The organism is Streptomyces sp. NPDC007346 (assembly GCF_040703535.1).
Taxonomy (GTDB): domain Bacteria; phylum Actinomycetota; class Actinomycetes; order Streptomycetales; family Streptomycetaceae; genus Streptomyces.
Genome location: NZ_JBEYKR010000002.1, coordinates 120,263 through 146,620 on the forward strand (window position 1 = coordinate 120,263; position 26,358 = coordinate 146,620).

Here is a 26,358-nt window from a genome sequence, read left to right on the forward strand (position 1 = left end):
CTCGCCGCTCGCCCCCACCCCGTACAGTCCCCACGCCCCCAGCAGTCCGCACACCCGAACGCGCTTGCGCTCGTCCGCATGGTGGACGCCGGATGTCATGGGGTGGGACGCACCGTTAGGCTTCCCGTATGTCTCGCAGCATCGATCTCGCAGTGATCCCCGGTGACGGAATCGGCCAGGAAGTCGTGGCCCAGGGCCTCAAGGTCCTCAACGCTGTCCTCCCGCAGGATGTGAAGCTGGAGACCAAGGAGTACGACCTTGGCGCCCAGCGCTGGCACCGCACCGGTGACACCCTCCCGGACGCGGAGCTGGCGGCGCTCAAGAACCACGACGCCATCCTCCTGGGCGCGATCGGCGACCCGTCCGTGCCCTCCGGTGTCCTGGAGCGCGGGCTGCTGCTGAAGCTGCGTTTCGCGTTCGACCACTTCATCAACCTGCGGCCCTCCAAGCTCTTCCCCAACACCGCGACCCCGCTCGCCGGCCGCCCCGACATCGACTTCGTCGTCGTCCGCGAGGGCACCGAGGGCCCGTACACCGGTAACGGCGGCTCGCTGCGCACCGGCACCCCCGCCGAGGTCGCCACCGAGGTCAGCGTCAACACGGCGTACGGCGTCGAGCGCGTGGTGCGGGACGCCTTCGAGCGCGCGGCCGCCCGCCCGCGCAAGAAGCTGACGCTGGTCCACAAGAACAACGTCCTCGTCTACGCCGGCCACCTGTGGAAGAACACCTTCGACCAGGTCGCCGCCGAATACCCGCAGGTCAGCACTGACTACCTGCACGTCGACGCCGCGACGATCTTCTTCGTCACCCAGCCGGAGCGCTTCGACGTCATCGTCACCGACAACCTCTTCGGCGACATCCTCACCGACCTCGCCGCCGCCGTCACCGGCGGTATCGGCCTGGCCGCCTCCGGCAACATCAACCCGACGGGTGCGTTCCCGTCGATGTTCGAGCCGGTCCACGGCTCCGCCCCCGACATCGCGGGGCAGGGCAAGGCCGACCCGACCGCCACGGTCCTCTCCGTCGCCCTCCTGCTGCGCCACCTCGGTTACGAGGCCGAGGCCGCGCGCATCGAGGACGCCGTCTCCGCCGACCTCGCGGAGCGCGACGGGGCCGCCACGCGTACGACCGACGAGATCGGTGACGCGCTCGCGGTACGCGTAGCGAGCTGACCCGACGACTCCACTTCGAAGCCGCCGGGTCGCATCAGCGCCCGGCGGCTTCACCTGTGCGGCCCCCGGGTGCCACCATCGACCCCCGGACCGCATTCCCACCATTTCGTGCACGGCCCCCCGCAAGTGATAATCGAACGCGGGGCCGTGGCTCGCGGTGAAGCTCGGACGTCCTAGGACCTGACCGGAAAGCATCGGTCATGAACGGGCGTGGGCGCGGTCCATCACACACAAGACCGGTGAAGGACACGCACTCATGACGACGCCCACGATCGAGCTCAAGCCCTCCTCGAACCCGCTGTCCGACGCGGAGCGCGAGGCGATCCTGGCCAACCCCGGATTCGGCCGGCACTTCACCGATCACATGGTGACGATCCGCTGGACCGAGGGCCGTGGCTGGCACGACGCCGAGCTGGTCCCCTACGGCCCGCTGTCGCTGGACCCGGCCAACATGACCCTGCACTACGCGCAGGAGATCTTCGAGGGGCTCAAGGCCTACCGCCAGCCCGACGGCTCGGTCGCCTCGTTCCGCCCCGACGCCAACGCCCGCCGCTTCCAGCGCTCGGCCGCCCGCCTCGCCATGCCGGAGCTGCCCGTCGAGACGTTCATCGAGGCGTGCGACGCGCTGGTGCAGCAGGACAAGGCGTGGGTCCCGGCGCACGGCGGCGAGGAGTCGCTGTACCTGCGCCCGTTCATGATCGCCACCGAGGTCGGCCTCGGCGTGAAGCCGGCCAACGAGTACCTCTTCCTGGTCATCGCCTCGCCCGCCGGCGCCTACTTCCCCGGCGGTGTGAAGCCCGTCTCCATCTGGCTCTCGGAGAACCGGGTCCGCGCCGTCCCGGGCGGCATGGGCGACGCCAAGACCGGCGGCAACTACGCGGCCTCCCTCCTGGCCCAGGCCGAGGCGGCCGAGCACGGCTGCGCCCAGGTCGCCTACCTCGACGCCGTCGAGCACAAGTGGGTCGAGGAGCTCGGCGGCATGAACCTGTACTTCGTGTACACGCGGGAGGACGGCTCCAAGAAGATCATCACGCCCGCCCTCACCGGCTCCCTCCTCGCCGGCGTCACCCGTGACTCCCTCCTCAAGGTCGCCCGCGACCTCGGTTACGGCTCCGAGGAGGGCCGCGTCTCCATCGACCAGTGGCGCGACGACACCGCGAAGGGCGTCCTCACCGAGGTCTTCGCCTGCGGCACCGCCGCCGTCATCACCCCCGTCGGCATCGTGAAGTCCGCGGGCGGCGAGTGGACGCAGGGCGACGGCGCCCCCGGCGAGGTCACCATGAAGCTGCGCGACCGCCTGCTGGACATCCAGCGCGGCATCGCCGAGGACACCCACGGCTGGATGCACCCGCTCGGCTAGGGCGTGTCCGGCGGATCAGGACCGGAGAGGCCGTGCCAGGCGTCGCGGACCCGGTCAAGATCCCCGGGCGCGACCTAGGCCCGCTGTCCCACCCAACATCCGCCCAGGACCCGCACGCTTCGGCGCGCGGGCCCTGGGCGGCAGCGGTGGCGTGCACGAGGGGCAGGCGCCGGATGGCCACCGGCGAGAGCGGAGAGCCGGTCACCACGGCACGGCGGCCGGGCCGGGGGCACGAAGGAGGGGGCGCCGCAGTCCTTCCCCCGGCCCCACCGCCCGTGTCCCGTGAGCGCGTCCCCGCCCGACCCGCCGTGCCGTACAGATGCGACCAGCGTCACGCCCGCATCCTGAGACACGGCCGTCACCGAGCCGTCGCTGTGCGAGACTTCTGCCGTGCCCTCGTTCGTCATGATTATTGGCAGCAGGCGCGCCGGTCCGCAGTGACCGTCCCGTACCACCATGTACGGCGCGGCCATCGTGCCCCAGACCCGCGCGCAGACCTCTCGCACCCGCGAGGGGTTTTTTCGTTTTCCGGCCCGTACCCGGGCAGGGCGGAGCGCGCGGGATGATGGGGGCAAGTGGAGCCCGATCGTCCGGATCCACTCATCCGACAGGAGTCAGATCAGCATGACCACCAAGGCCAACGCCACCGACGACAGTTTCCATGTCTTCGACACCACACTGCGCGACGGTGCTCAGCGTGAGGGCATCAACCTGACGGTCGCCGACAAGCTGACCATCGCCCGGCACCTGGACGCCTTCGGGGTGGGGTACATCGAGGGCGGCTGGCCGGGCGCCAACCCGCGCGACACGGAGTTCTTCGCCCGCGCCCGGCAGGAGATCGAGTTCGAGAACGCCCAGCTCGTGGCGTTCGGCGCGACCCGCAGGGCCGGTGGCAGCGCGGCCGAGGACCCCCAGGTGGCGGCGCTCCTGAACTCCGGCGCCCCGGTGGTCACGCTGGTCGCCAAGGCGCACGACCGCCATGTGGAGCTGGCCCTGCGCACCACTCTGGAGGAGAACCTGGAGATGGTCCGCGACACCGTCTCCCACCTGCGAGAACAGGGCCGCAGGGTCTTCGTGGACTGCGAGCACTTCTTCGACGGCTACCGGGCCAACGCCGCGTACGCCAAGTCCGTGGTCCGCACCGCCCACGAGGCGGGCGCCGAGGTCGTCATCCTCTGCGACACCAACGGCGGCATGCTCCCCGCCCAGGTCCAGGCGGTCGTCTCCACCGTCATCGCCGACACCGGAGCCCGGCTCGGCATCCACGCCCAGGACGACACCGGCTGCGCGGTCGCCAACACCCTGGCCGCCGTGGACGCCGGCGCCACCCACGTGCAGTGCACGGCCAACGGCTACGGCGAGCGCGTCGGCAACGCCAACCTCTTCCCGGTGGTCGCCGCCCTGGAGCTGAAGTACGGCATGAAGGTGCTGCCCGAGGGCGCGCTCGCCGAGATGACCCGGATCTCGCACGCCATCGCCGAGGTCGTCAACCTCACCCCCTCCACCCACCAGCCGTACGTCGGTGTCTCGGCCTTCGCCCACAAGGCCGGGCTGCACGCCTCCGCGATCAAGGTCGACCCGGACCTCTACCAGCACATCGACCCGGAGCTGGTCGGCAACACCATGCGGATGCTGGTCTCCGACATGGCGGGCCGCGCCTCCATCGAGCTGAAGGGCAAGGAGCTCGGCATCGACCTCGGCGACGACCGCGCCCTGGTCGGCCGGGTCGTGGAGCGGGTCAAGGAGCGCGAGCTCCAGGGCTACACCTACGAGGCCGCCGACGCCTCCTTCGAGCTGCTGCTGCGCGGCGAGGTGGAGGGCAGGGCCCGGCGCTACTTCCGTACGGAGTCCTGGCGGGCGATCGTCGAGGACCGCCCCGACGGCACCCACGCCAACGAGGCCACCGTGAAGCTCTGGGCCAAGGGTGAGCGCATCGTCGCCACCGCCGAGGGCAACGGCCCGGTCAACGCCCTGGACCGGGCCCTGCGCGTCGCCCTGGAGCGGATCTACCCCCAGCTCGCCAAGTTGGAGCTGGTCGACTACAAGGTCCGCATCCTGGAGGGGCGTACGGGCACCGAGTCCACCACCCGGGTCCTGATCACCACGGGCGACGGGGACGCCGACTGGGCGACCGTGGGCGTCGCCGAGAACGTCATCGCCGCGTCCTGGCAGGCGCTGGAGGACGCGTACACCTACGGGCTGCTGCGCGCGGGCGTGGAGCCCACCGAGTAGCCCCGGACCCTCCCACCGAAGCCGCCGCCCCGCAACGGGGTGGCGGCTTCGGCATGTCCGGGGCCCGCGCCACGCTTACGTGTTCCTGTCAAGGAGCTATGCATTCAAGAAGTGAACACATGAGGCGTCCTGCCTGGTCGGGAGATGGGTCCGGACCAATCTCGGTGTGAAGTATTGACGGTCCTGTGTCGGCGGGGTTAACTCCTGCCGCAACAGCCGGTACCGGTTCCGGAACCGGTACCGGAGGCACCGGGCACCCGTGCCCGGCCATGCCCCGGCGTGCTCGCGCCACCCCGCTCCCGCACCGCTCCTTGCCTGCTCCTGCCCTGTTCCCGCCTTACTCCCACCCGGTCCGACGGAGGCCCAGATGCGTGTCACCATCGCCGATGTCGCCCGTGAGGCCGGCGTCAGCAAGACGACCGTGTCCCGGGTCATCAACACCAAGGGCGAAGTGGACCGTTCCACCGCCGCCCGCGTTCGTGAAGTGATCGCACAGCTCGGTTATGTGCCCAGCTCCGGAGCCGTGGGCCTGGCCCGCGGCTCCAGCCGTACGGTCGGCATGTTGGTCCCCTCGCTGACCTGGCCCTGGATGGGCGAACTGCTCCAGGGGGTCGTCGACACCGTCGAGGCCGCCGACTACGGGCTGCTGCTGTTCACCTGCAACCGGGGCGCCGAGTCCGTCCAGCGCTTCACCAGCCAGGTGTCGGCACGCGCCTTCGACGGGCTCGTCGTCGTGGAGCCGGAGAACACCCTCAGCCACCTCACCGCCCTGCACCGCGACGGCCTGCCGATCGTCCTCATCGACGACCGCGGCCACCACCCCGAATTCCCCTCCGTCGTGACCACCAACCACGAGGGAGGAGCGTCGGCGGCCCGCCACCTGCTCGCCGCCGGACGCTCCAGGCCCGTCGTCCTCACCGGCCCCCAGCACTTCGGCTGCGTACGGGACCGGCTCGGCGGATTCCGCTCGGTCCTGCCCGAATGCCTCGTCGTCGACGGGGACTTCACCGAACTCGGCGGGCGCCTGGCCATGGAGGAACTCCTCGCCCGGGGCGTCGAGTTCGACTCCGTCTTCGCGCACAACGACATCAGCGCGGCCGGCGTGCTGCGGGCCCTGCGGGGTGCCGGCCGCCGGGTCCCGGACGACATCGCGGTCGTCGGCTTCGACGACATCCCGATGGCCGAACACACCGAACCGCCCCTCACCACCGTGCGCCAGCCCACCCGCCGCATGGGTGAGACGGCCGCCCGGATGCTGCTCTCCCACCTCGGCGGCACGCCCGTACCCGACGGCCCGGCCGTGCTGCCCACCGAACTGGTCGTGCGCCACTCGGCGCCGTGACGGACCCGGCCGCCCGGCCGCGCCCCGCTCGCCCCCTTCCACCCTCCGCCGGGTCGCACCGACCCGGCAGCCCCTCCCTGGAGTCGCCATGTCCGTACGCCGTCGCACCACGCTCAGAGCGGTCGCCGCAGCCACCGTCGCCATCGCGCTCGCAGCCGGTTGCTCGAACGCCAACTCCGGTGCCAACAAAGGCGACGGCGGTGCCGCCACCGGTGTGCTGACCCTCGGCAAGCCGGACGGACCGCAGACCAACAACAGCAACCCGTTCCTCAGCACCTCGGCGGGCGCCACCCTCGGCTACCGGTTCATGATCTACGAGCCGCTGGCCATGACGAACATGATCAAGCCCACCGACAAGGCGGACCCCTGGCTCGCCACCGACTGGGAGTGGGAGGACAACTTCACCAAGGTCACCTTCACCCTGGACGAGCGGGCGAAGTGGTCCGACGGCAAGCCGCTGACGGCCGCCGACGTGGAGTACACCTTCAACCTCCTGAAGAAGCACCCGGCGCTCAACGGCAACGGCATCCCCTTCGACGGGATCGCGGTCGAGGACGGGAAGGTCGTCCTGACCTTCGAGGAGTCCCAGTTCGTCAACCAGAACAAGATCATCCAGACCTTCATCGTGCCCAAGCACATCTGGGAGAAGGTCGAGAACCCGGAGACCTGGCCCAACCGCACCCCGGTCGGCTCCGGCCCGTACAAGCTCAAGACGTTCACCCCGCAGACCACCACCCTGATCGCGACGCCGACCTACTGGAACGGCAAGACGAAGGTCAAGGAGCTGCGCTACACCGCGTACAACGACAACAGCGCCGCCACCACCGCGCTGGCCACCGGCAAGGTCGAGTGGTCCTTCGTGTTCATGCCGAACCACAAGCAGCTCTTCATCGACAAGGACCCCAAGAACCACAAGCTGTGGTTCCCCTCCGGCCTCGGCATCCACGGCCTGTGGTTCAACACCGCCCGCAAGCCCTTCGACAACCCGGCGCTGCGCAAGGCGATGGCGATGGTCGTCGACCGCAACGCCATCCACGTCCAGGCCCAGGCCACGCTCTACCCGGAGATCACCAACCCCACCGGCATCCCGCTCCCGGCCGGTGAGCCCTTCCTCGCCCCCGAGTACCAGAACGCCACCACCAAGCCCGACGTCGCCGGGGCCAAGAAGCTGCTCGCGGACGCCGGCTTCAAGCTGGAGGGCGGGGTGCTCAAGGACCCGTCCGGCAAGCCGGTCACGCTCACCTTCACCGACCCGGCCGGCTGGAACGACTACATCACCGGCCTCGCGATCATCAAGGACAACATCAAGCAGCTCGGCATCGAGGCCAAGGTCAAGACCCAGACCGCCGAGGCCTGGGGCGTGGACGTGGCCAACGGCAACTTCGACGCCACCCTGCACTGGACCAACAGCGGCGCCACGCCCTACGACATGTACCAGAACGTCATGGACGGCGCGATCCTCCAGCCCATCGGCAAGAGCTCCCAGCTGGGCAACTTCGGCCGCTTCAAGAACGACGAGGCCACCAGCGCCCTGAAGGAGTACGCCAACGCCAAGGACGAGAAGACCCGTACCACGGCCCTGAACACCCTCCAGAAGATCTTCGTCGAGGAGGCGCCCATGATCCCGACGGCCGCCGCGCCCATCGGCGCCGAGTACTCCACGAAGAACTGGATCGGCTGGCCCACCGAGGCCAACCCCTACGCCCCGCCGCAGCACACCCAGCCCAGCGCGCTGGAGATCGTGCTGAACCTCACGCCCGCCAAGTAAGTACGGGGAAGAACCGGCCATGACCACCGATCAGTCCGAGACCGTGCGCACCGGCACCGACGTGGTGCTGGAAGCGCGCGGTGTCACCAAGCACTTTCCCCTGCGCCGCACCGCACGCGACCTGTTCGCCCGCGAGCGCCGCAGCGTCCACGCCGTCGACGACGTCTCGCTCCAGCTCAGGCGCGGCACCGTCACGGCCCTGGTGGGGGAGTCCGGCTCGGGCAAATCCACCGTCGCCCGCCTGCTCGCCCAGCTGTACCCGCTCACCTCGGGTGAGATACGGCTGGGCGGCACGCCGGTGAAGGCCGGTCGTGGCCGGTCCTTCCGCCGCTACGTACGCCGGGTCCAGCTGATCTTCCAGGACCCCTTCGCCTCGCTGAACCCGGTGCACACCGTGCGCTACCACCTGACCCGCGCCCTGAAGATCCACGACCGGGCGGGCAGCGGCGAGAAGGAGCTGGAGCAGGCCCTCACCGACCTGCTGAACCGGGTCCAGCTGACCCCGCCCCACCAGTACCTGGACAAGTTCCCGCACGAGCTGTCCGGCGGGCAGCGCCAGCGCGTCGCCATCGCCCGCGCGCTCGGCGCCGACCCGCAGGTCCTCCTCGCCGACGAACCGGTCTCCATGCTCGACGTGTCGATCCGGCTCGGCGTCCTCAACCTGCTGCGGGACCTCAAGGAGCGCCTGCACCTGGCGATCCTCTACATCACCCACGACATCGCCTCGGCCCGCTACTTCGCGGACACCACGCTGGTGATGTACGCGGGGAGGATCGTCGAGGGCGGTGACAGCGAGAGAGTCACCCAGCACCCCGCCCACCCCTACACCCAGCTCCTCATCGCCTCCGCGCCCGACCCCGACCGGGTCGTCGCCGAGGCGGAACAGCAGGAGACCGGCACCGGCGAGCCGCCCTCCCTCATCGCCCCGCCGGCCGGCTGCCGCTTCCACCCCCGCTGCCCCAAGGCCATGGAGCGCTGCCGCACCGAACTCCCGCCGCGCTTCGACCTGGCCAACGGGCAGTGGGCGGCCTGCTGGCTGTACGAGGGCGGCGAGGCGACCCCGTACGACGGCACGGGCACGCAGCCGCACGAGAGCACGGGCGTCACACCGCACGACAGCACGGGCGTCACACCGCACGACGGCACGGGCACCACGCCGCACGACGGCCCGAGCCCCCGCACGACCACCGAGGAGGTCTCCCGGTGAAGTACCTCCTGCAACGGATGGCGTTCTACGCGGTCACCGCCTGGGCCGCCATCACCATCAACTTCCTCATCCCCCGCCTGATGCCCGGCGACCCCGTCCAGGCGCTGCTCAGCCGCTACCAGGGCCAGCTCGACACCAAGGCCATCGACTCCCTCAAGGCCCTCTTCGGCCTCGACGAGAAGCAGTCGCTCTGGCAGCAGTACACCGACTACTGGGCCCATCTCCTCGACGGCGACCTCGGCCTCTCCTTCACCTTCTTCCCCACCCCGGTCAGCGAGGTGATCGTCCAGTCCCTGCCGTGGACGCTCGCCCTGGTCGGCGTCACCACCCTGCTCAGCTTCATCCTCGGCACTGGCATCGGCGTCTACAGCGGCTGGAAGCGCGGCTCGTGGCTGGACGGGCTGCTGCCCGTCACCACCTTCATCTCCGCCATCCCCTACTTCTGGCTCGGCCTCGTCGCCATCGCCCTGTTCGCCGAGAAGTGGTCCCTCTTCCCGAACTCCGGCGGTTACGACAACGGCCTCGTCCCGGCCTTCGACTGGCCGTTCATCTCCAGCGCGCTCTACCACGCCGTCCTCCCCGGCGTGACGATCGTGCTCAGCGCCGTGGCCGGCTGGATCCTCGGCATGCGCAACATGATGGTCACCGTCTCCTCCGAGGACTACGTGATGGTGGCGCAGGCCAAGGGGCTCTCGGAGCGGCGCGTGATGTTCGGCTACGCGGCCCGCAACGCGGTCCTCCCCAACATCTCCGGCTTCGCCCTCTCCCTGGGCTTCATCGTCGGCGGCACGCTGCTGGTCGAGATGGTCTTCACCTACCCGGGCATCGGCTTCCAGCTGCTCCAGGCGGTCGGCGCCAAGGACTACCCGCTGATGCAGGGCGTCTTCCTGATCATCACGCTCTCCGTCCTCGCCGCGAACCTGCTGGCCGACCTCGTCTACGCCGCCCTCGACCCCCGCACCCGGAAGGAGGCGTAGGTCCCCATGTCCATCACCGCCACCGATGTCGCCGTCCTGGACGGCGCGCCCGCACCCGAGGCGCCCACCCGCCGGGCCCGGCTCCGGTTCCTGCGCGGGGGCAAGACCCGCACCGGGCTGCTCATGCTCGCCTTCTTCGTCCTGCTGGCCGTCATCGGCCCGTGGATCGCCCCGTACGACCCCGACGCCATGAGCGACCAGCTGCTCCGACCCCCCTCCGGGGCGCACTGGTTCGGCACCACGCACACCGGGCAGGACGTCCTCTCCCAGATCCTCGTCGGCACCCGGGGCGTCCTGATCGTCGGGTTCGTCGCGGCGGTCATCGCCACCGTGCTCTCGGTCCTCATCGGGGTCACCGCCGGGTTCATCGGCGGGGCCGTCGACGAGATCCTCTCCGCGCTCGCCAACATCTTCCTGGTGCTGCCCGGTCTCCCGCTGATCATCATCGTCGCCAGCTTCGTCCCGGACACCGGCGACCTGCTCATCGCCTTCGCCATCGCCCTGACCTCCTGGGCCTGGGGATCGCGCATCCTGCGCGCCCAGACCCTGTCGCTGCGCCGCCGCGACTACGTGGAGGCCGCCCGCGCCACCGGCGAGTCGACCTGGCGGATCATCCTCTTCGAGATCATGCCGAACCTCACGGCGGTGATCGCCTCCGGCTTCGTCGGCACGGTCATCTTCGCCGTCCTCACCGAGATCACCCTCGCCTTCATCGGCGTCGCGGACATCTCGCACTGGAACTGGGGCACGGTCCTCTTCTGGGCCCAGTCCAACCAGGCCCTCGCCCAGGGCGCCTGGTGGTGGTTCGTCCCCGCCGGCCTGTGCATCGCCCTGCTGGGCACCGCGCTCACCCTCATCAACTTCGGCATCGACGAGTTCGTCAACCCGCGCCTGCGCACCGCCACCGGCTCCTCCCGGAAGGTCAAGATGCGCGTCGGCTTCACCCCCGTCGCCCGCAGGCCCCTGGACGGCGGGCACCGCAAGCCGCCCGGCGGCGACGGCCACCGTCAGCACAGCAGCAGCAGCAAGGAGCCGCGCACATGAGCGCCGAGCCGGTCCTGACCATCAGCGGACTGAACGTCGACTACGGCACCGACGACCGGGCCGTGCACGCCCTGCGGGACATCGACCTCACCCTCCACCGGGGTGAAGTCCTGGGCCTGGCAGGGGAGTCGGGGTCGGGTAAGTCGACCCTCGCGTACGCCGTGACCCGGCTGCTCTCGCCGCCCGGGGTGATCACCGGGGGAGAGGTCCACTACCACCGGCCGGGCGGCGACCGGCTCGACATCCTCTCGCTCTCCCCCGAGCAGCTGCGCGCCTTCCGCTGGCAGGAGCTGTCCATCGTCTTCCAGGGGGCGATGAACTCCCTCAACCCGGTGCACACGGTCCACAGCCAGCTCACCGACGTGCTGAAGGCCCACCGCCCCGACCTCAAGAAGGCCCAACGCACCGACCGGGCCAAGGAGTTGCTGAGCCTCGTCGGGATCTCCGCCGACCGGCTGGCCGCCTACCCGCACCAGCTCTCCGGCGGGATGCGCCAGCGCGTGATGATCGCGATGGCGCTCGCGCTGGAGCCCGAGATCGTCATCATGGACGAGCCGACGACCGCCCTGGACGTCGTGATGCAGCGCCAGATCCTGCGGCGGCTGGTCCAGTTGAGGGAACAGCTCAACTTCTCCGTCGTGTTCATCACCCACGACATCTCGCTCCTGATCGAATTCTCGGACCGGATCGCGATCATGTACGGGGGCCGCATCGTGGAGGAGGCGGGCGCGGCGGAGATCTACCGTGACCCCCGCCACCCCTACAGCGACGGGCTGCTCCACTCCTTCCCCGCGCTCCACGGCCCCCGCCGCGAGCTGACCGGCATCCCCGGCTCGCCCCCGCACCTGTCCGCGATGCCCACCGGCTGCGCGTTCCACCCGCGCTGCGGCAAGGCGTTCGAGCCGTGCGACGTACGGGTCCCGCTGCTGGCGCCCCCGGCCGGCGGCCCGGACTCCGCCGCGCCGCCCGCCGATGACCGCCGCACGGTCGCCTGCCACCTGCACGCCTGACCAGGACCCTCCCTACGTACGGAGACCGGATGAACCCCGCCACCACCCCGCAGCGCACCCTTCGGCCCACCGCGGTACGCGGGCTCCCGGCCGGCTTCCGCTGGGGCGTCGCCACCTCCTCGTACCAGATCGAGGGTGCGGCCGCCGAGGACGGCCGCACCCCCTCCATCTGGGACACCTTCTGCCGGGTGCCCGGGGCCGTGGAGGGTGGTGAGAACGGGGACGTGGCCTGCGACCACTACCACCGGATGGAGCAGGACGTGGAGCTGATCGCGGGCCTCGGCGTGGACACGTACCGCTTCTCGCTCGCCTGGCCCCGCATCCAGCCGGGCGGCCGGGGCCCGGCCAACGCGAAGGGCCTCGACTTCTACAAGCGGCTGATCGACGAGCTCCAGGGGCGCGGCGTCACCCCCTGGATCACCCTCTACCACTGGGACCTGCCGCAGGAGCTGGAGGACGCGGGCGGCTGGCCGGCGCGGGACACCGCCCTGCGCTTCGCGGAGTACGCCTCCCTCGCCTACGAGGCCCTCGGCGACCGGGTCGAGCACTGGACCACGCTCAACGAGCCCTGGTGCTCGGCGATGCTCGGTTACGCGTACGGCCTCCACGCCCCCGGCCGCAAGGACCTCGGGGCCTCCCTGCACGCCGTCCACCACCTGCTCCTGGGCCACGGGCTGGCCGCCCAGGCGATGCGGGAGGCGGCGGGGAGCAACCCGCTGGAGCTCGGCATCACCCTCAACCTGGGCACCGCCACCCCCCAGACCCCCAGCGAGGCCGACCGGGAGGCCTGCCGCCGCGCCGACGGGATGGGCACCCGCCTCTACCTGGACCCGCTCGTGCGCGGCCACTACCCGCAGGACGTCATCGTGGACCTGGCCGCCCACGACATCGAACTGCCCATATATGAAGGTGACTTGGCCGCCATCTCCACGCCCCTCGACGTCCTCGGCGTCAACTTCTACCGAGGGATGCAGTTCTCCGGTGTCACCGAGGACGGATCACCGACCGACGCCGAAGGGCTGCCCGTGGTCCGCGTGGTGGAGCGGGACCTGCCGCGCACCGCCATGGACTGGGAGATCACCCCCACCGAACTGACCGACCTGCTGGTGCGGTTGGAGCGGGAGTACGGCCTCCCGACCGTCGTCACCGAGAACGGCGCCGCGTTCGACGACACCGTGGCCGACGACGGCTCGGTGCCCGACGCCGACCGCACCGCCTACCTCGCCGACCACATCGACGCCGTCGTCGCCGCCCGCGCCCAAGGGGCCGACGTCCGGGGCTACTTCGCCTGGTCGCTGATGGACAACTTCGAGTGGGCCTACGGCTACGACAAGCGGTTCGGCATCGTCCGCGTCGACTACGCCACCCAGACCCGCACCCTCAAGGACAGCGCCAAGTGGTACCGCGACACGATCCGGCTCACCCGGGACGAGAGCGCGTAGCACCTCCAAGCCACTGACGTACAGGCCCGTTCGTGCACTCGACCGCCGGAGGAGAAGCCGCCCCCATGCTCCCCACACCGCACCCCCGCTCCCGCCCCCGCAAGGGCAGAAGCAGACCCGCCACGGCCGCCCTGGCCGCCGCCGCGGTCCTGGCCACCCTGCTCGCCGGAGCCGCGCCCAGCCAGGCCGCCGCCGACGACCCGGCCCCCGTGCTCATCGACCGCTTCGAGGGCGAGGTGCCCCTCGGCGACGAGCCGCCCGCCGACGCCCTCTTCACCTGGGGCGGCGGCGCGGACGACCACCCGCAGCTGAAGCTGGCCGAGCGGGACGACGCCCCCGAGGGCGAGAAGGTCCTCGAAGGCACCTACGACATCAGCGCGTACGGCGGGTTCAGCCACGAGTTCGCCGTGGACACCCCGCCGCAGGACTGGACCGCGCACAAGGGCATCCGCTTCTGGTGGTACGGCCAGAACACCGCGCCCCTGCCGCCCGGTTCGGGCAAGCGCATCCACTTCGAGATCAAGGACGGCGGCGCGAACGGCGGCGCCTCCGAGCTGTGGACCACCTCCTTCACCGACGACTGGGAGGGCTGGCAGCTCGTCGAGATCCCCTTCGCGGACTTCGTCTACCGGGCCGACTACCAGCCCGTCGGCGGCATCGACCAGATCCTCGGCCTGAACGAGATGTGGGGCTACGCCCTCACCCTGCCGACCGGCGCCCCCGGCACCTTCGCCCTGGACGCCGTCGAGCTGTACGGCAAGGCGGACCCGGCGCTCACCGCGAGCGTCGTCACCGACGCGGCCGTCCACCCCGTGAAGAACGGCAACAGCGCGGACATCGCACTCTCCGTCGCCACCACCGGCTCGGTCCCCACCGAGGAGCCCATCACCGTCACGTACGCCACCCAGGGCGGCACGGCGCAGGCGGGCAAGGACTACACCCCGGTCACCGGCAGCCATACCTTCCCCGCGGGTACCGCCTCCGGCACCACCCACAAGGTCACCGTCCGCACGGCGAAGGCGTCCACGCCCGCCGAGGCCAGGACGATCCCCCTGGAGCTGACCGTCACCGGCGCCAAGGCCCCCGCGGAGAACCCGCAGGTCGTCATCGACGCCCACGGACTCCCGTACCAGAACGCCAGGTTGCCGGTGAAGCAGCGGGTCGCGGACCTGCTGGCCCGGATGTCCCCGGCCGAGAAGGCCGGCCAGATGACCCAGGCCGAGCGCAACGCGCTGCGCACCCCCGGCGACATCGCCGCCTACGACCTCGGCTCGCTGCTCTCCGGCGGCGGCTCGGTCCCCACCCCCAACACGGCCGCCGCCTGGGCCAGGATGGTCGACGCCTACCAGCTGCGCGCCCAGGCCACCCGCTTCCAGATCCCGCTGATCTACGGCGTGGACGCGGTGCACGGCCACAACAACGTCGTCGGCGCGACGATCATGCCGCACAACATCGGCATCGGCGCGGGCCGCGACCCGAAGAGCGCCGAGAGGACGGGCGCCGTCACCGCGAAGGAGGTGCGCGCCACCGGCGTCCCGTGGGACTTCGCCCCCTGCGTCTGCGTCACCCGCGACGAGCGCTGGGGCCGCTCCTACGAGGCGTTCGGTGAGGACCCGGCCCTGGTCGAGGCCATGGAGACGGTCATCCAGGGCATGCAGGGCGCCCCCTCCGGCAAGGACCTGCACCGCAACGACAAGGTCCTCGGCAGCGCGAAGCACTTCGTCGGGGACGGCGGCACCGAGTACGGCTCCGCCACCACCGGCTCGTACACGATCGACCAGGGCATCACCAAGGTCACCCGCCAGGAGCTGGAGGCGGTGCACCTGTCGCCGTTCGCGGAGTCGGTCAAGCGGGGCGTGGGCACGATCATGCCCTCGTACTCCTCGCTCGACATCATCGGCGACGACCAGGGTCCGGTGAAGATGCACGCCCACGCCGAGATGATCAACGGCGTCCTCAAGGACCGCATGGGCTTCGAGGGCTTCGTCATCAGCGACTGGCAGGCCATCGACCAGATCCCCGGCGACTACCCGAGCGACGTCCGTACGTCGATCAACGCCGGACTCGACATGATCATGGTCCCGACCGCGTACCAGGAGTTCACCAGGACACTCCAGGACGAGGTGGCGGCGGGCCGGATCAGCCAGGCCCGGATCGACGACGCGGTCTCCCGCATCCTCACGCAGAAGTTCCGCCTCGGCCTCTTCGAGAAGCCGTACGCGGACACCACCCACCTGGACAAGGTCGGCTCGGCCGAGCACCGCGCGGTGGCCCGTGAGGCGGTCGCCAAGTCGCAGGTGCTGCTGAAGAACGAGGGGTCCGTCCTCCCGCTCAAGCCGAACCAGAAGGTGTACGTCGCCGGGTCCAACGCCGACGACATCGGCAACCAGGCCGGCGGCTGGACGATCAGCTGGCAGGGCTCCTCCGGCGACATCACCCCGGGCACGACGATCCTGGAGGGCATGAGGAAGGCGGCGAAGAACCCCGGCTCCGTGACGTACTCCCAGGACGCCTCCGCCGCCACGGACGGTCACGACGTGGGCGTGGTGGTCGTCGGGGAGACTCCGTACGCCGAGGGCATCGGTGACGTCGGCAACGGCCACGACCTGGAGCTGACGGCCGCCGACAAGGCGGCGGTCGACACGGTCTGCGCCGCCATGAAGTGCGCGGTCCTCATCGTCTCGGGCCGCCCGCAGCTCATCGGCGACCAGCTCGGCAGGATCGACGCGCTGGTGGCCTCCTGGCTGCCGGGCTCCGAGGGCGACGGCGTGGCCGACGTCCTCTACGGTAAGCGCGCCTTCACCGGCCAGCTCCCGGTGACCTGGCCGAAGTCACAGGCGCAGCTCCCGATCAACGTCGGGGACACGACGTACGACCCGCAGTTCCCCTACGGCTGGGGCCTCACCACCCTGAACAAGCCCCCGGCCGGCGGCGAGCTGACCCTCGCGGCCCTCGCGGTGGCCGCGCAGGTCGCGGAGAAGGCGAAGCTGGGGAAGACCCCGGCGGGCAAGGCGATCGTGGACCAGGCGCGGCTGCTGGTCCAGCAGAAGATCGGCGGGAAGTTCGGTCAGGGCGTCTCCAAGCCGTTCGCGGAGGCGGACCACCTGCTGCTGAAGGGTGACCTGACGGGCGCGGTGGCCAAGCTGCGTACGGCGTACAGGGCCGCCTAGTCATAGGGCCTCCAGGCGGGCGACAGCGTTTGTCGCCCGCCTGGAGTAGCGTGAAGTATGAGGAAAAGGCTCTTCCCCACGCTGCTGGCGGGCCTGCTGCTCATCATCGCAGCGGCTGCACTCGCCCTGACCTCCCCTGCGTCGGCCGCCCCCGCGGCGACGATCACCGACGCCGCCCAGGCCCTGCGCGAGGACCCGGTCTACGTGGACCCGGCCGCCCGCGATCAGCTCTCCGTCGCTGACGAGAAGGCCCTGGAAGCCAAGATCCAGGACGCCGACAAGCCGGTCTTCGTCGCCGTCCTGCCGAACACCGAGGCCTTCCCCGAGGAAGGCCTCCTCCGGACCCTGCGCAGCGACACCGGCATCACCGGCGTCTACGCGGTACGCCTCGGCGACGGCTTCAACGCCGGCGCGGACCCGCAGGTCATGCCCACGAGGGCGGTCCAGAACCTGACCGCCTCCGTCAAGAACCCGGCCACCGACACCGACGCGACCGCCCAGCTCAACGCCTTCGTCGACCGGGCCGTCGAACAGGCCCGGGGCACCGCCCCCGCCTCCTGGTCGGGTGGCTCCGGTTCGGCCGACGAGTCCGGCGCCCCGGTCGGCGGCCTGATCACGCTCGGCGCCCTGGTGGCGGCGGGCGGCGCGGGCGCGTACGCGATCTCCCGCCGCAACAAGAACCGGAAGGCGGCGGAGGAGCAGGCGGCCCTCGACAAGCTGCGGGTCGTGGTCGACGAGGACATCACCGCGTACGGCGAGACGCTGGAACGCCTGGACTTCCACCCCGCCGAACCGGGCGCCGACGACACCATGCGCGGCGACTACGAACGGGCCCTGGACTCCTACGAGAGCGCCAAGACGAGGATGGAGAAGGCCGAGCACCCCTCCGACGTACGCGGGGTCACCCAGTCCCTGGAGGACGGCCGCTACTCCCTCGCCGTCCTGGAGGCCCGCCGCACGGGGGCGCAGATCCCGGCCCGCCGCCCACCCTGCTTCTTCGACCCGCGCCACGGCCCCTCGATCGCGGACGTGCGCTGGACCCCCTCCGGCGGCGCGCCCCGCGAGGTCCCGGTCTGCGGAGCCGACGAGATCCGGCTGACCCGGGGCGAGGACCCCATGAGCCGTACGGTCGACGTCGGCGACGGCAACCGCCGCCCGTACTGGGAGGCGGGCCCGGCCTACGGCCCCTGGGCCGGCGGCTACTTCGGCGGCGGCCTCCTCCCCGGCCTCCTGATGGGCACCATGCTCGGCTCGATGCTCGCCACCCCGGCGTACGCCTCCGAGTACGGCGGCGGCGACTTCGGCGGCGGCGCGGGCGGCGGCGAATGGGGCGGCGGCGACTTCTCCGGCTCGGACTTCGACTCCTCCGGCTTCGGCGGGGGAGGCGGCTTCGGGGACGGCGGAGGGTTCGGGGGCGGTGACTTCGGCGGCGGATTCTGACCGCCCGCCCGCCGGCCGCGCGCCACCGCACCGCCGCCCACCGGACGAGCACGCCACCACCGCCGGGGGCGTGGTCCGGCGTGCGCACAGGTAGGTGCGAGGGCAGGTCGGCGGACGGGCAGGCGGTCCCCGGCAACGGGTGGAGAAGGGCCGCTGTGACAGGCTGCGGCGCATGGGGTGGACATACAAACTGCACGGCGGCGTAGCGGCCGCGCTGAGTGCCGCGCTTCTGGTGCTGGCCGTACTCACCTGGGTGCCGGGAACCTCACCGCTGTTCGAGCCGCAGTGGACGGTGGCGGCGGCGTTCGTGACGGCTTTCCTGGTCTGCGGGGCGGTGGTGGTGCGCATGTTCCTGGCGAGCGCGGACAACCGCGCCCTGTGGCAGGCCTTCCGGTGCCTTCCCGGCAGGGCGCAGGCTGGGCTCGCGGCCTTGGTCGTGGCGGGCGTGGCCGTTCTCGTGTTCGACGTGGCGGGGTGGGGTTCGGAGCCGGGAAGGCTACAGGACGCCGAGACGAGGGACGGCCGGTACTTCGCCCACGACCCGAGGCCGGATACGCGCGGCACGGTCGAGATCTCGAAGAGCGAGTACCAGGCCCTTGTGCCGGGCAGCCGCCGGATGTTCATCGCGATCCCGGGAGTGCTTCTCGCCGGTGCCTCCTGCGCCGTGCTGGCGGTAGGGGAGGTGCGCCGGGCGGACCGTGGGCTCGCGGCACGGTGACGGCCACGGCCCGTCGGCACCCCGGGAAATCCGGGCGTGCCCTTTCCAGGGGCTGAGCCGTTGAACCCGGCATGAAGAAGCGAAGCGTTCTCGCCGCCGTCACCCTCGCCACCGGAGCGGTCATCGCCGCGATCTCCCCGCACCCCGGAGGCGGGGACACCGCCCACGCGGCCGAGCCGCCCGTCAGCCTGGGCGCACTGGACAACGTCAGCGAACTCGGCGCGCTGGTCGACGGAGCGGCGGAGACGACCTCCTCCACCGCAGGCACGGTGACCACCACGCTCTCCGAGGCCCGGTTCAGCTGAGCCGACCGGCAGCACGGGGCGGCCCACCGGGAAGAACCGGTGGGCCGCCCCATTTCGTTGTCCCTGCCGTTGCACGCGTCGTTGCACACGTCGTTGCGCTGAGGACGAGCACCCTCTCGGTGGCCCCGGGGGCAGCGGTCCTTCGAGAGCCCGACCGATCCGGGCACGGACGGTCGGGTCCGGCAGGCTGGTCCCTTCCTACGCTGAACGGGAAAGGAAGGCGGGACAAGGTTGCTGGACCGACTGAACGAGGCCATGGAGTACATCGAGTCGCATCTCGGTGAGCGCATCGAGGCCGAAGAGCTGGCGCGCATCGCGATGACCTCGGAGTACCACTTCCGCCGGATGTTCTCCGCACTGGCGGGCGTGCCGCTGGCGGAGTACATCCGCCGACGCCGTATGACGCTCGCGGGAGCCGAGGTGCTGGGCGACCCGGACCGGACGCTGCTGGACGTGGCGGTGCGGTACGGGTACGACACGGGGGAGGGCTTCGCCCGCGCCTTCCGGTCGGTGCACGGCATCGGACCGGGCGAGGCCCGGCGGAGCGGCGCGGTTCTGCGGTCCCAGCAACGCCTGACCTTCCGGCTCGTCGTCGAAGGGAGTAGTGCCATGCGATACAAGCTGGTGGAGAAGGAGGAGTTCCGTGTGGTGGGGAGGAAGGCGCGCGTACCGCTGATCCACGAGGGACCGAATCAGGCCATCGCGGAGTTCATCCGGGGTATCGGCCGGGAGGAGCTGGACCGCATCGCGGCCCTCTCCGACCAGGAGCCGGCCGGGCTGGTCGGAGTGAGCGACCAGCTCGACCCGAGCCGCGCGGAGGGGACCGAACTGGACTACTACCACGGGGTGGTGACCAGCGCGGAGGCTCCGCAGGACCTGGACGTCCTGGCCGTACCGGCCGGGACGTGGGCGGTCTTCGAGAGCGAGGGCGAGTTCCCGCAGACCCTCCAGTACCTCTGGCGGGACGTGTTCACCCAGTGGTTCCCGTCGAACCCGTACGCCTCCCGGCCCGGCCCGGAGATCCTGCGGGTGCGGCTGTACGAGGAGGGGAAGCGGGCGGAGGCGGAGCTCTGGATCCCGGTGGAGCGGTCGGGGGCTGCCGGCTGAGCGTAGGGGGCCGCAGAACGCAGGTTTACGGCCAGGGGGCATATGCGATGCCTTATTGGTCCAGACCTATTGTGTGGGGGCTCGTCGCTCGCTAGCTTTCTCTCGGCGGCGCGCGCCGATCGGTTCGGCTCTACCTATTCACTGATGCACGGTCATGTGCATTGACTGAAAACGGAGTTACCGACATGCGTAGACGTATCACCACGCTCGCGGTCACCGCTGTAGCGGCGGCCACGATGGTGCTCGGCACGGCCTCCACCGCCTCCGCCGTGGGCCTGGGCTACACGCTCCGCGGCCACTACGAGTCGCAGGCGGCCTGTCAGGCCGCCGGAGCGGCCGGCGCCGCCGCCCACATCTGGAGCCCGCTCTACATCTGCAACCCGTACGCGGCCAAGCCCGGCGTGTACGAGCTGTGGGTGCGCTTCTAGACCGTCCCGCCCTCACGAGAACCGCCCCGCTTCCGGCCGATGTGCCGGGGGCGGGGCGGTTCGTGGTTCCCGGGGCCGGGGGTCGGGAAGCGTGCGGCTCAGAGGGCGGTGCTGCTGTGCACGAAGGCGTCCCAGGCGGCGGGCTCGACGGTGAGGACGGGGCCGTCGGTGACCTTGGAGTCGCGGATGTGGACGGCGGAGGGGTGGGCAGCGACTTCTACACAGTTTCCGCCGTCACCGTTGCTGTAGCTGGACTTGTGCCAGTGGTAGGCGACTTCGATGCAGGCGCCGCCGTTGCCGTTGCTGTAGCTGGACTTGAACCAGTGGAGGGCGGTGTGGCTGGGGGCCGGGTGTGCTGCGCGGGACATGTCTCTCCAAGCAGTGCGTCAAGCAGTGCGTCCAGTAGCCGGGCGCTTTCCTCGACGGTGAGCGCCTGGGAACGCAGCATCCCATACCTCTGCATAAGAGCGCTGACGTCGGCCGGGTCGTCGTACAGCTCTGCGCGCAGCTGGCCCTCGATGTAGGCGAGCTGGTCGTGGTCGGGGGTCTCCAATAGGACGAGCGGGCCCGCAAGTCCAGCGTGCCGAGGAGTGTTCCGGGGCATGATCTGGATGGTGACGAACGGAAGATCCATGCAACGCCGCAGATGGAGAAGCTGCTCCCGCATCATCTCGGGGTCACCCAGTTGGGTGTGCAAGATGCTCTCCTCCAGGATGAAGTGGAGGATGGGCCTGGGCCTGCGCCCCAGGATCTTCTGGCGGTCGAGGCGATCCGCCACCCGTTTCTCGATCTCCTCCTCTTCGAGCGGTGGGTAGTTGCAGCCGAAGATGAAGCGTGCGTACGCCTCGGTCTGGAGCAGTCCCGGAATGAGCTGGGACTCGTACGAGATCAGGCTCACCGCGTCCTGCTCGTACTGGACGAAGTCCTTGACCAGAGCCTGGTAGCGCTCCTTCCTCGGCACCTTCTCCACTGCGACCCTCAATGCGCCCTTGGTGTCCAGCAGTTCATCGATCTGGATGGCCAGGTCCAACTGAAGGGCCCGCCGCCCCTGTTCGATCGAGGCGATGGTGTCCTCGCCCACCCCGACCCGCTCGGCGAGGACGGCCTGCGTCAGCCCGGCGATTCTGCGGAAGTGGCGCAACTGAGCCCCGATCAACTGCCACGAAGTAACCCGCCTGATGCCGCTCTGCTTTCCCGGTTGCATGACCTGGCTCTCCCCCTACCGGCACCGCTGTCAACCCGTCAGAACCCGTACAAAAGCTTTTGTACGTCTCTCCGCTCTGCCTCAGCGTAGTTACTCCGTGTGAGCGTGGAAGCATGAACGAGACAACCCAACTCCCCTGCCTCCACACGGCCTTCTACTGCCGCGACCGCAGCTCCATCCCGGTCGTACGCAAGTTCACCCGCAAGGCTCTGATCGAGTGGGAGTACGAGGAGCGCGCGTATGACGTACTGCTCTGCGTAACCGAATTGGCGACCAACGCCCTCCGCCATGGCGTCCCGCCGGGGCGCGGCTTCCGGGTGAAGATCTCCCTGGAGCGGATGGAGCAGGTGATCCGCATCGAGCTTCACGACAGCGGCGACGGCGAGGTCCGGGCGGCGGACCGCTGGCCGGGCGTGGAGGACGAGGGTGGCCGCGGGCTGCTGCTGGTCTCGGCGCTGGCGGACAGGTGGGGGGTGGCGGAGCGGAACCCCGGCAAGATCGTGTGGTGCGAGTTCAACCTCGGGTGATTTGCCGCTTCAGCAAGCATGTTTGTCGTTCCGGGTCTGCCGGGCGCACTATCTCCACCAACTGGAGGTGGTCCGCATGACGAGCAGGACGAAGAGCGCGAACGTGAGTGACGTGAAGCAGCAGAGGTACGACGTGGTGATCGTGGGAGGCGGGGCGGCCGGCCTGAGCGGGGCGCTGACCCTGGCACGGGCCCGGCGCTCGGTGCTGGTGATCGATGCGGGGGAGCCCCGTAACGCTCCCGCGTCGCACGTGCACAACTACCTGGGCCGCGAGTCGACCCCGCCCGGGGAACTGCTGGCGATCGGCCGGGGCGAGGTGGCCGGGTACGGCGGGGAGATCGTCGAGGGCCGGGTGGCCTCGGCCGAGCGGTTGTCGGGGGAGGGTGAGGGCGGCTTCCGGGTGGTGATGGAGGGCGGCTCCACCGTCGAGGCGCGCAGGCTCCTGGTGACGACGGGGCTCGTGGACGAGTTGCCGCCCGTACCGGGGCTGGCGGAGCGCTGGGGGCGTGAGGTGCTGCACTGCCCGTACTGCCACGGGCGCGAGGTGGCGGACCGCCCGGTCGGGGTGCTGTCCACCGGCCCCCTCGCCGTACACCAGGCGCTGATGTGGCGGCAGTGGAGCGACGACGTCACCCTCTTCCGCCACACGGGCCCGGAGCCGACGGACGAGGAGTACGAGCAGCTCGCCGCGCGCGGGGTGGCCGTGGTGGACGGTGAGGTGACGGGGCTGGAGGTCGCCGACGACCGCCTCACCGGCGTACGCCTGGCTGGCGGCCGGGTGGTTCCGCGCGAGGCCCTCGTGATCCAGGCCCGCTTCATCGCCCGCTCGGCCGTACTCGAATCGCTGGGCCTGGTCCCGGTCGCGCAGGAGATGGGCGGTGAGGTGATCGGCACGTACATCCCCACCGACCCGGTCGGCGCGACGGAGGTGCCCGGTGTCTGGGCGGCGGGCAACGTCACCCGCCTCATGGAACAGGTCATCGGCGCCGCCGCGAGCGGCCTGATGGCGGCGAGCGCGATCAACGGGGACCTGATCGCCGAGGACACCCGTGACGCCGTGGAGGCGCGGCGGCGCGGCTGAGCGGGTGCCGTGACGCGTGCGGCGGGCGCCGGGACTTTGCTCGTCGGCTCGTCGGCTCATCAGCTCGTCATCGGAGTCCCCGGCTTTGTGGGGTGACGGGCGAGCCGCTGAACTGCTTGGTCACCATGAGGTTCCTCCGTCACCAAGAAGTGCGTTCTTCCACGTCAGCGCTGACTCTCCTACGGTTCCCGAGTAACCACAAGAGACCGGGAAGGTCCCGGTCTCCCATGAGGAGGCGCCGGACATGGCCATCACTCTGTCGGACCCCGAGGGGCTGCCGAAGACCGGTGTCTACCGGCAGGTCGCGGTCGCCACGGGCTCGAAGCTCGTCTTCATCGCCGGGCAGGTCGCCTGGGACGCCGACGGCCGCACGGTCGGTGAGGGCGACCTCGCCGCCCAGGTCGAGCGGTGCTACCTGAACATCGGAACCGCCCTGGCCGGGGCCGGCGGTTCCTTCGATGACGTGGCGAAGCTGACCGTGTACGTCGTCGACTGGACGCCCGACAAGATGCCGCAGTTCCTGGAGGGCACGGCTCGGGCGGCGGCGAAGCTGGGGGCCACCCCGGTCCCGCCGGGCACGCTGGTGGGCGTCGCGGCCCTGGACGTACCGGAGCACCTGGTGGAGATCGAGGCGACGGCGGTCCTGGGCTGAGCACCGTCCGGCGTAACGCCTCCCGGCGAATGATCGGCCCCCGGGTGACGCCGGGGCCCGGTCCATGTGTGAGCTTCCGTTACGGGGATACGCGGAGGGGGCCGGGCACCGCAGGGGCGCCCGGTATGTCGGCAACGTAAAGGGAGACTCTCGTGAGCATCATCGCCTGGATCCTCATCGGCCTGTTCGCGGGCGCCATCGCCAAGGCGCTGACTCCGGGCAAGGACCCCGGGGGCTGCCTCATCACGATGGTGATCGGCATCGTGGGCGGGCTGCTCGGCGGCTGGCTGGGCAAGGTGATCTTCGGGGTGGACTCGATCGACGGGTTCTTCAGCCTCTCGACGTGGATCGCCGCCATCGTCGGTTCGGTGATCGTGCTGCTCATCTACCGCGTGGTCTCGGGCCAGCGATCCCGCTGACGCGGCCCGGAGGTCCGGCGCGGTCGATTTCTCGACGGGTCGATTCGTCCGCGTTTGCCTACATTGGCAGAGGGTCAGTAGGGCAGCCGTAGTGGGAGCCAACGCCGACACGTCTGCGGAAGACAAACAAGAGGAAACGACGACATGACCGACACCTCGCGCAAGCCGACCACCTCCGATTCCGGCGCCCCCGTGGAGAGCGACGAGCATTCGCTCACCGTGGGGCCGGGCGGGCCGATCCTGCTCCAGGACTCCTACCTGATCGAGCAGATGGCCCAGTTCAACCGGGAACGCATCCCCGAGCGCCAGCCGCACGCCAAGGGCAGCGGCGCCTTCGGGCGGTTCGAGGTGACCGAGGACGTCTCCGCGTACACGAAGGCCGCGCTCTTCCAGCCCGGCACCACGACGGACCTGGTCATCCGGTTCTCCACCGTCGCCGGGGAGCGGGGCAGCCCGGACACCTGGCGGGACCCGCGTGGCTTCGCGGTGAAGTTCTACACCACCGAAGGCAACTACGACATGGTGGGCAACAACACCCCCGTGTTCTTCGTGAAGGACCCGATGAAGTTCCAGCACTTCATCCGGTCCCAGAAACGCCGGGCGGACAACAACCTCCGCGACCACGACATGCAGTGGGACTTCTGGACCCTCTCGCCGGAGACGGCCCACCAGGTCACCTGGCTGATGGGCGACCGCGGCATCCCGCGCACGTGGCGCCACATGAACGGCTACACCTCGCACACGTACATGTGGATCAACGCGCAGGGCCGGCGGTTCTGGGTGAAGTACCACTTCAAGACCGACCAGGGCATCGAGACGTTCACGCAGCACGAGGCCGACCAGATGGCCTCCGCGGACACCGATTACCACACGCGTGATCTCTTCGAGCACATCCGCGACGGGCAGTACCCGAGCTGGACCCTGAAGGTCCAGATCATGCCGTACGAGGACGCCAAGGACTACCGGTTCAACCCGTTCGACCTGACCAAGGTGTGGCCGCACGGCGACTACCCGCTGATCGAGGTCGGCCGGATGACGCTGGACCGCAACCCCACGGACAACCACGCCGAGATCGAGCAGGCGGCCTTCCAGCCGAACAACCTGGTGCCGGGCATCGGCCCGAGCCCGGACCGCATGCTCCTGGCGCGGCTGTTCAGCTACGCGGACGCGCACCGCTACCGCATCGGCGGCAACTACCAGCAGCTGCCCGTCAACGCCCCCATCGCGCCGCTGCACACGTACTCCAAGGACGGGGCGATGGCGTACCGGAAGACCACCGACCCGGTCTACGCCCCGAACTCCAAGGGCGGCCCGGCGGCCGACACGGACCGCTACGGCACCCCGCCGAGCTGGTACGCCGACGGTGACATCACCCGGGCGGCCTACGTCGACCACGCCGAGGACGACGACTGGGGCCAGGCCGGCACCATGGTCCGCGAGGTCCTGGACGACGCGGCCCGGGACCGGCTGGTGGACAACATCGTCGACCACCTGCTCAACGGCGTGACCGAGCCGGTGCTGAAGAGGGCGTTCACCTACTGGTCGAACGTCGACAGCACGCTCGGCAAACGCGTCGAGCAGGGCGTACGCGCGAAGGCGGGCCAGAAGGACCCCAAGGCGGCGGAGCAGGGCAACCCCGCCCGCACCGACATGCAGCGCAAGGCCTGAGCCCGGCCGGGCCCCAGGGGAGGGCGACAGGCCCCCGCCTCCGTCACGGACGGAGGCGGGGGCCTTGTCACGTGCCGGACACCCG

General features: G+C 70.4%; 23 protein-coding genes. 21 read left to right on the forward strand and 2 right to left on the reverse strand.

Annotated elements, in window-relative coordinates; all coding sequences use genetic code 11:
* Window positions 1-128: 128 nt before the first annotated feature.
* The 16 genes from AB0917_RS01340 (at window position 129) to AB0917_RS01415 (ending at window position 20,722) form a co-directional block, all read left to right on the forward strand.
* Window positions 129-1,172 (forward strand): 3-isopropylmalate dehydrogenase, encoded by a 1,044-nt coding sequence (locus tag AB0917_RS01340; RefSeq protein WP_366817365.1) that lies wholly within the window; start codon window positions 129-131, stop codon window positions 1,170-1,172.
* Between the two features lie 256 nt (window positions 1,173-1,428).
* A complete protein-coding gene (locus AB0917_RS01345; RefSeq protein ID WP_366817366.1) occupies window positions 1,429-2,532 on the forward strand; it encodes a branched-chain amino acid aminotransferase in 1,104 nt (367 codons plus the stop codon).
* Between the two features lie 624 nt (window positions 2,533-3,156).
* The gene (gene cimA, locus AB0917_RS01350) at window positions 3,157-4,764 is read left to right on the forward strand and encodes a citramalate synthase (protein ID WP_366817367.1); all 1,608 of its coding nucleotides are present in this window, start codon (window positions 3,157-3,159) and stop codon (window positions 4,762-4,764) included.
* 367 nt (window positions 4,765-5,131) lie between these two features.
* Entirely contained in the window at window positions 5,132-6,106 is a 975-nt protein-coding gene (locus AB0917_RS01355) for a LacI family DNA-binding transcriptional regulator (protein ID WP_366817368.1), read from the forward strand.
* Between the two features lie 88 nt (window positions 6,107-6,194).
* A complete protein-coding gene (locus AB0917_RS01360) occupies window positions 6,195-7,874 on the forward strand; it encodes an ABC transporter substrate-binding protein (RefSeq protein WP_366817369.1) in 1,680 nt (559 codons plus the stop codon).
* 19 nt (window positions 7,875-7,893) lie between these two features.
* Window positions 7,894-9,081 (forward strand): ABC transporter ATP-binding protein, encoded by a 1,188-nt coding sequence (locus AB0917_RS01365; protein WP_366817370.1) that lies wholly within the window; start codon window positions 7,894-7,896, stop codon window positions 9,079-9,081.
* Window positions 9,078-10,058, forward strand: a complete 981-nt coding sequence (locus tag AB0917_RS01370; protein ID WP_366817371.1) for an ABC transporter permease — start codon at window positions 9,078-9,080, stop codon at window positions 10,056-10,058. The genes AB0917_RS01365 and AB0917_RS01370 overlap by 4 nt, the downstream gene beginning before the upstream one ends.
* 6 nt (window positions 10,059-10,064) lie before the next feature.
* The gene (locus AB0917_RS01375; protein ID WP_366817372.1) at window positions 10,065-11,102 is read left to right on the forward strand and encodes an ABC transporter permease; all 1,038 of its coding nucleotides are present in this window, start codon (window positions 10,065-10,067) and stop codon (window positions 11,100-11,102) included.
* Window positions 11,099-12,112, forward strand: coding sequence for an ABC transporter ATP-binding protein (locus AB0917_RS01380; RefSeq protein WP_366817373.1), 1,014 nt, complete (start codon window positions 11,099-11,101; stop codon window positions 12,110-12,112). Before AB0917_RS01375 ends, AB0917_RS01380 begins: the two co-directional genes overlap by 4 nt.
* 29 nt (window positions 12,113-12,141) lie before the next feature.
* Window positions 12,142-13,554, forward strand: a complete 1,413-nt coding sequence (locus AB0917_RS01385) for a GH1 family beta-glucosidase (RefSeq protein ID WP_366817374.1) — start codon at window positions 12,142-12,144, stop codon at window positions 13,552-13,554.
* 65 nt (window positions 13,555-13,619) lie between these two features.
* A complete protein-coding gene (locus AB0917_RS01390) occupies window positions 13,620-16,724 on the forward strand; it encodes a glycoside hydrolase family 3 N-terminal domain-containing protein (RefSeq protein WP_366817375.1) in 3,105 nt (1,034 codons plus the stop codon).
* A gap of 57 nt (window positions 16,725-16,781) precedes the next feature.
* Window positions 16,782-18,164 (forward strand): hypothetical protein, encoded by a 1,383-nt coding sequence (locus AB0917_RS01395; RefSeq protein ID WP_366817376.1) that lies wholly within the window; start codon window positions 16,782-16,784, stop codon window positions 18,162-18,164.
* A gap of 172 nt (window positions 18,165-18,336) precedes the next feature.
* Window positions 18,337-18,882, forward strand: a complete 546-nt coding sequence (locus AB0917_RS01400; RefSeq protein WP_366817377.1) for a hypothetical protein — start codon at window positions 18,337-18,339, stop codon at window positions 18,880-18,882.
* 71 nt (window positions 18,883-18,953) lie between these two features.
* Entirely contained in the window at window positions 18,954-19,187 is a 234-nt protein-coding gene (locus AB0917_RS01405; protein WP_366817378.1) for a hypothetical protein, read from the forward strand.
* 231 nt (window positions 19,188-19,418) lie between these two features.
* Window positions 19,419-20,294, forward strand: a complete 876-nt coding sequence (locus tag AB0917_RS01410; RefSeq protein ID WP_366817379.1) for an AraC family transcriptional regulator — start codon at window positions 19,419-19,421, stop codon at window positions 20,292-20,294.
* A gap of 185 nt (window positions 20,295-20,479) precedes the next feature.
* Window positions 20,480-20,722 (forward strand): hypothetical protein, encoded by a 243-nt coding sequence (locus AB0917_RS01415; protein ID WP_366817380.1) that lies wholly within the window; start codon window positions 20,480-20,482, stop codon window positions 20,720-20,722.
* A 98-nt stretch (window positions 20,723-20,820) separates the two neighbouring features.
* On the opposite strand, the gene AB0917_RS01420 is transcribed toward AB0917_RS01415, so the two are convergent.
* Together AB0917_RS01420 and AB0917_RS01425 are read right to left on the reverse strand one after the other, a co-directional pair.
* A complete protein-coding gene (locus AB0917_RS01420) occupies window positions 20,821-21,003 on the reverse strand; it encodes a DUF397 domain-containing protein (protein WP_366817406.1) in 183 nt (60 codons plus the stop codon).
* Window positions 20,940-21,926 (reverse strand): helix-turn-helix transcriptional regulator, encoded by a 987-nt coding sequence (locus tag AB0917_RS01425; protein WP_366817381.1) that lies wholly within the window; start codon window positions 21,924-21,926, stop codon window positions 20,940-20,942. Before AB0917_RS01425 ends, AB0917_RS01420 begins: the two co-directional genes overlap by 64 nt.
* Window positions 21,927-22,039: 113 nt before the next feature.
* Between AB0917_RS01425 and AB0917_RS01430 the strand changes: the two genes are divergently transcribed.
* The 5 genes from AB0917_RS01430 to AB0917_RS01450 all read left to right on the forward strand — a co-directional run bounded on the left by AB0917_RS01430 (window position 22,040) and on the right by AB0917_RS01450 (window position 26,273).
* Window positions 22,040-22,453: an ATP-binding protein gene (locus AB0917_RS01430; protein WP_366817382.1), complete on the forward strand. Its 414-nt coding sequence runs from the start codon at window positions 22,040-22,042 to the stop codon at window positions 22,451-22,453.
* A gap of 76 nt (window positions 22,454-22,529) precedes the next feature.
* Window positions 22,530-23,534 carry an NAD(P)/FAD-dependent oxidoreductase gene (locus AB0917_RS01435; protein ID WP_366817383.1) on the forward strand — a complete coding sequence of 335 codons (1,005 nt, stop codon included), beginning with the start codon at window positions 22,530-22,532 and terminating at the stop codon, window positions 23,532-23,534.
* Window positions 23,535-23,778: 244 nt separating this feature from the next.
* On the forward strand, window positions 23,779-24,186 hold the full coding sequence (locus AB0917_RS01440) for a RidA family protein (RefSeq protein ID WP_366817384.1): 408 nt from the start codon (window positions 23,779-23,781) through the stop codon (window positions 24,184-24,186).
* Between the two features lie 152 nt (window positions 24,187-24,338).
* Window positions 24,339-24,605 (forward strand): GlsB/YeaQ/YmgE family stress response membrane protein, encoded by a 267-nt coding sequence (locus tag AB0917_RS01445; RefSeq protein WP_366817385.1) that lies wholly within the window; start codon window positions 24,339-24,341, stop codon window positions 24,603-24,605.
* A 144-nt stretch (window positions 24,606-24,749) separates the two neighbouring features.
* A complete protein-coding gene (locus tag AB0917_RS01450; RefSeq protein WP_366817386.1) occupies window positions 24,750-26,273 on the forward strand; it encodes a catalase in 1,524 nt (507 codons plus the stop codon).
* Window positions 26,274-26,358: the final 85 nt, after the last annotated feature.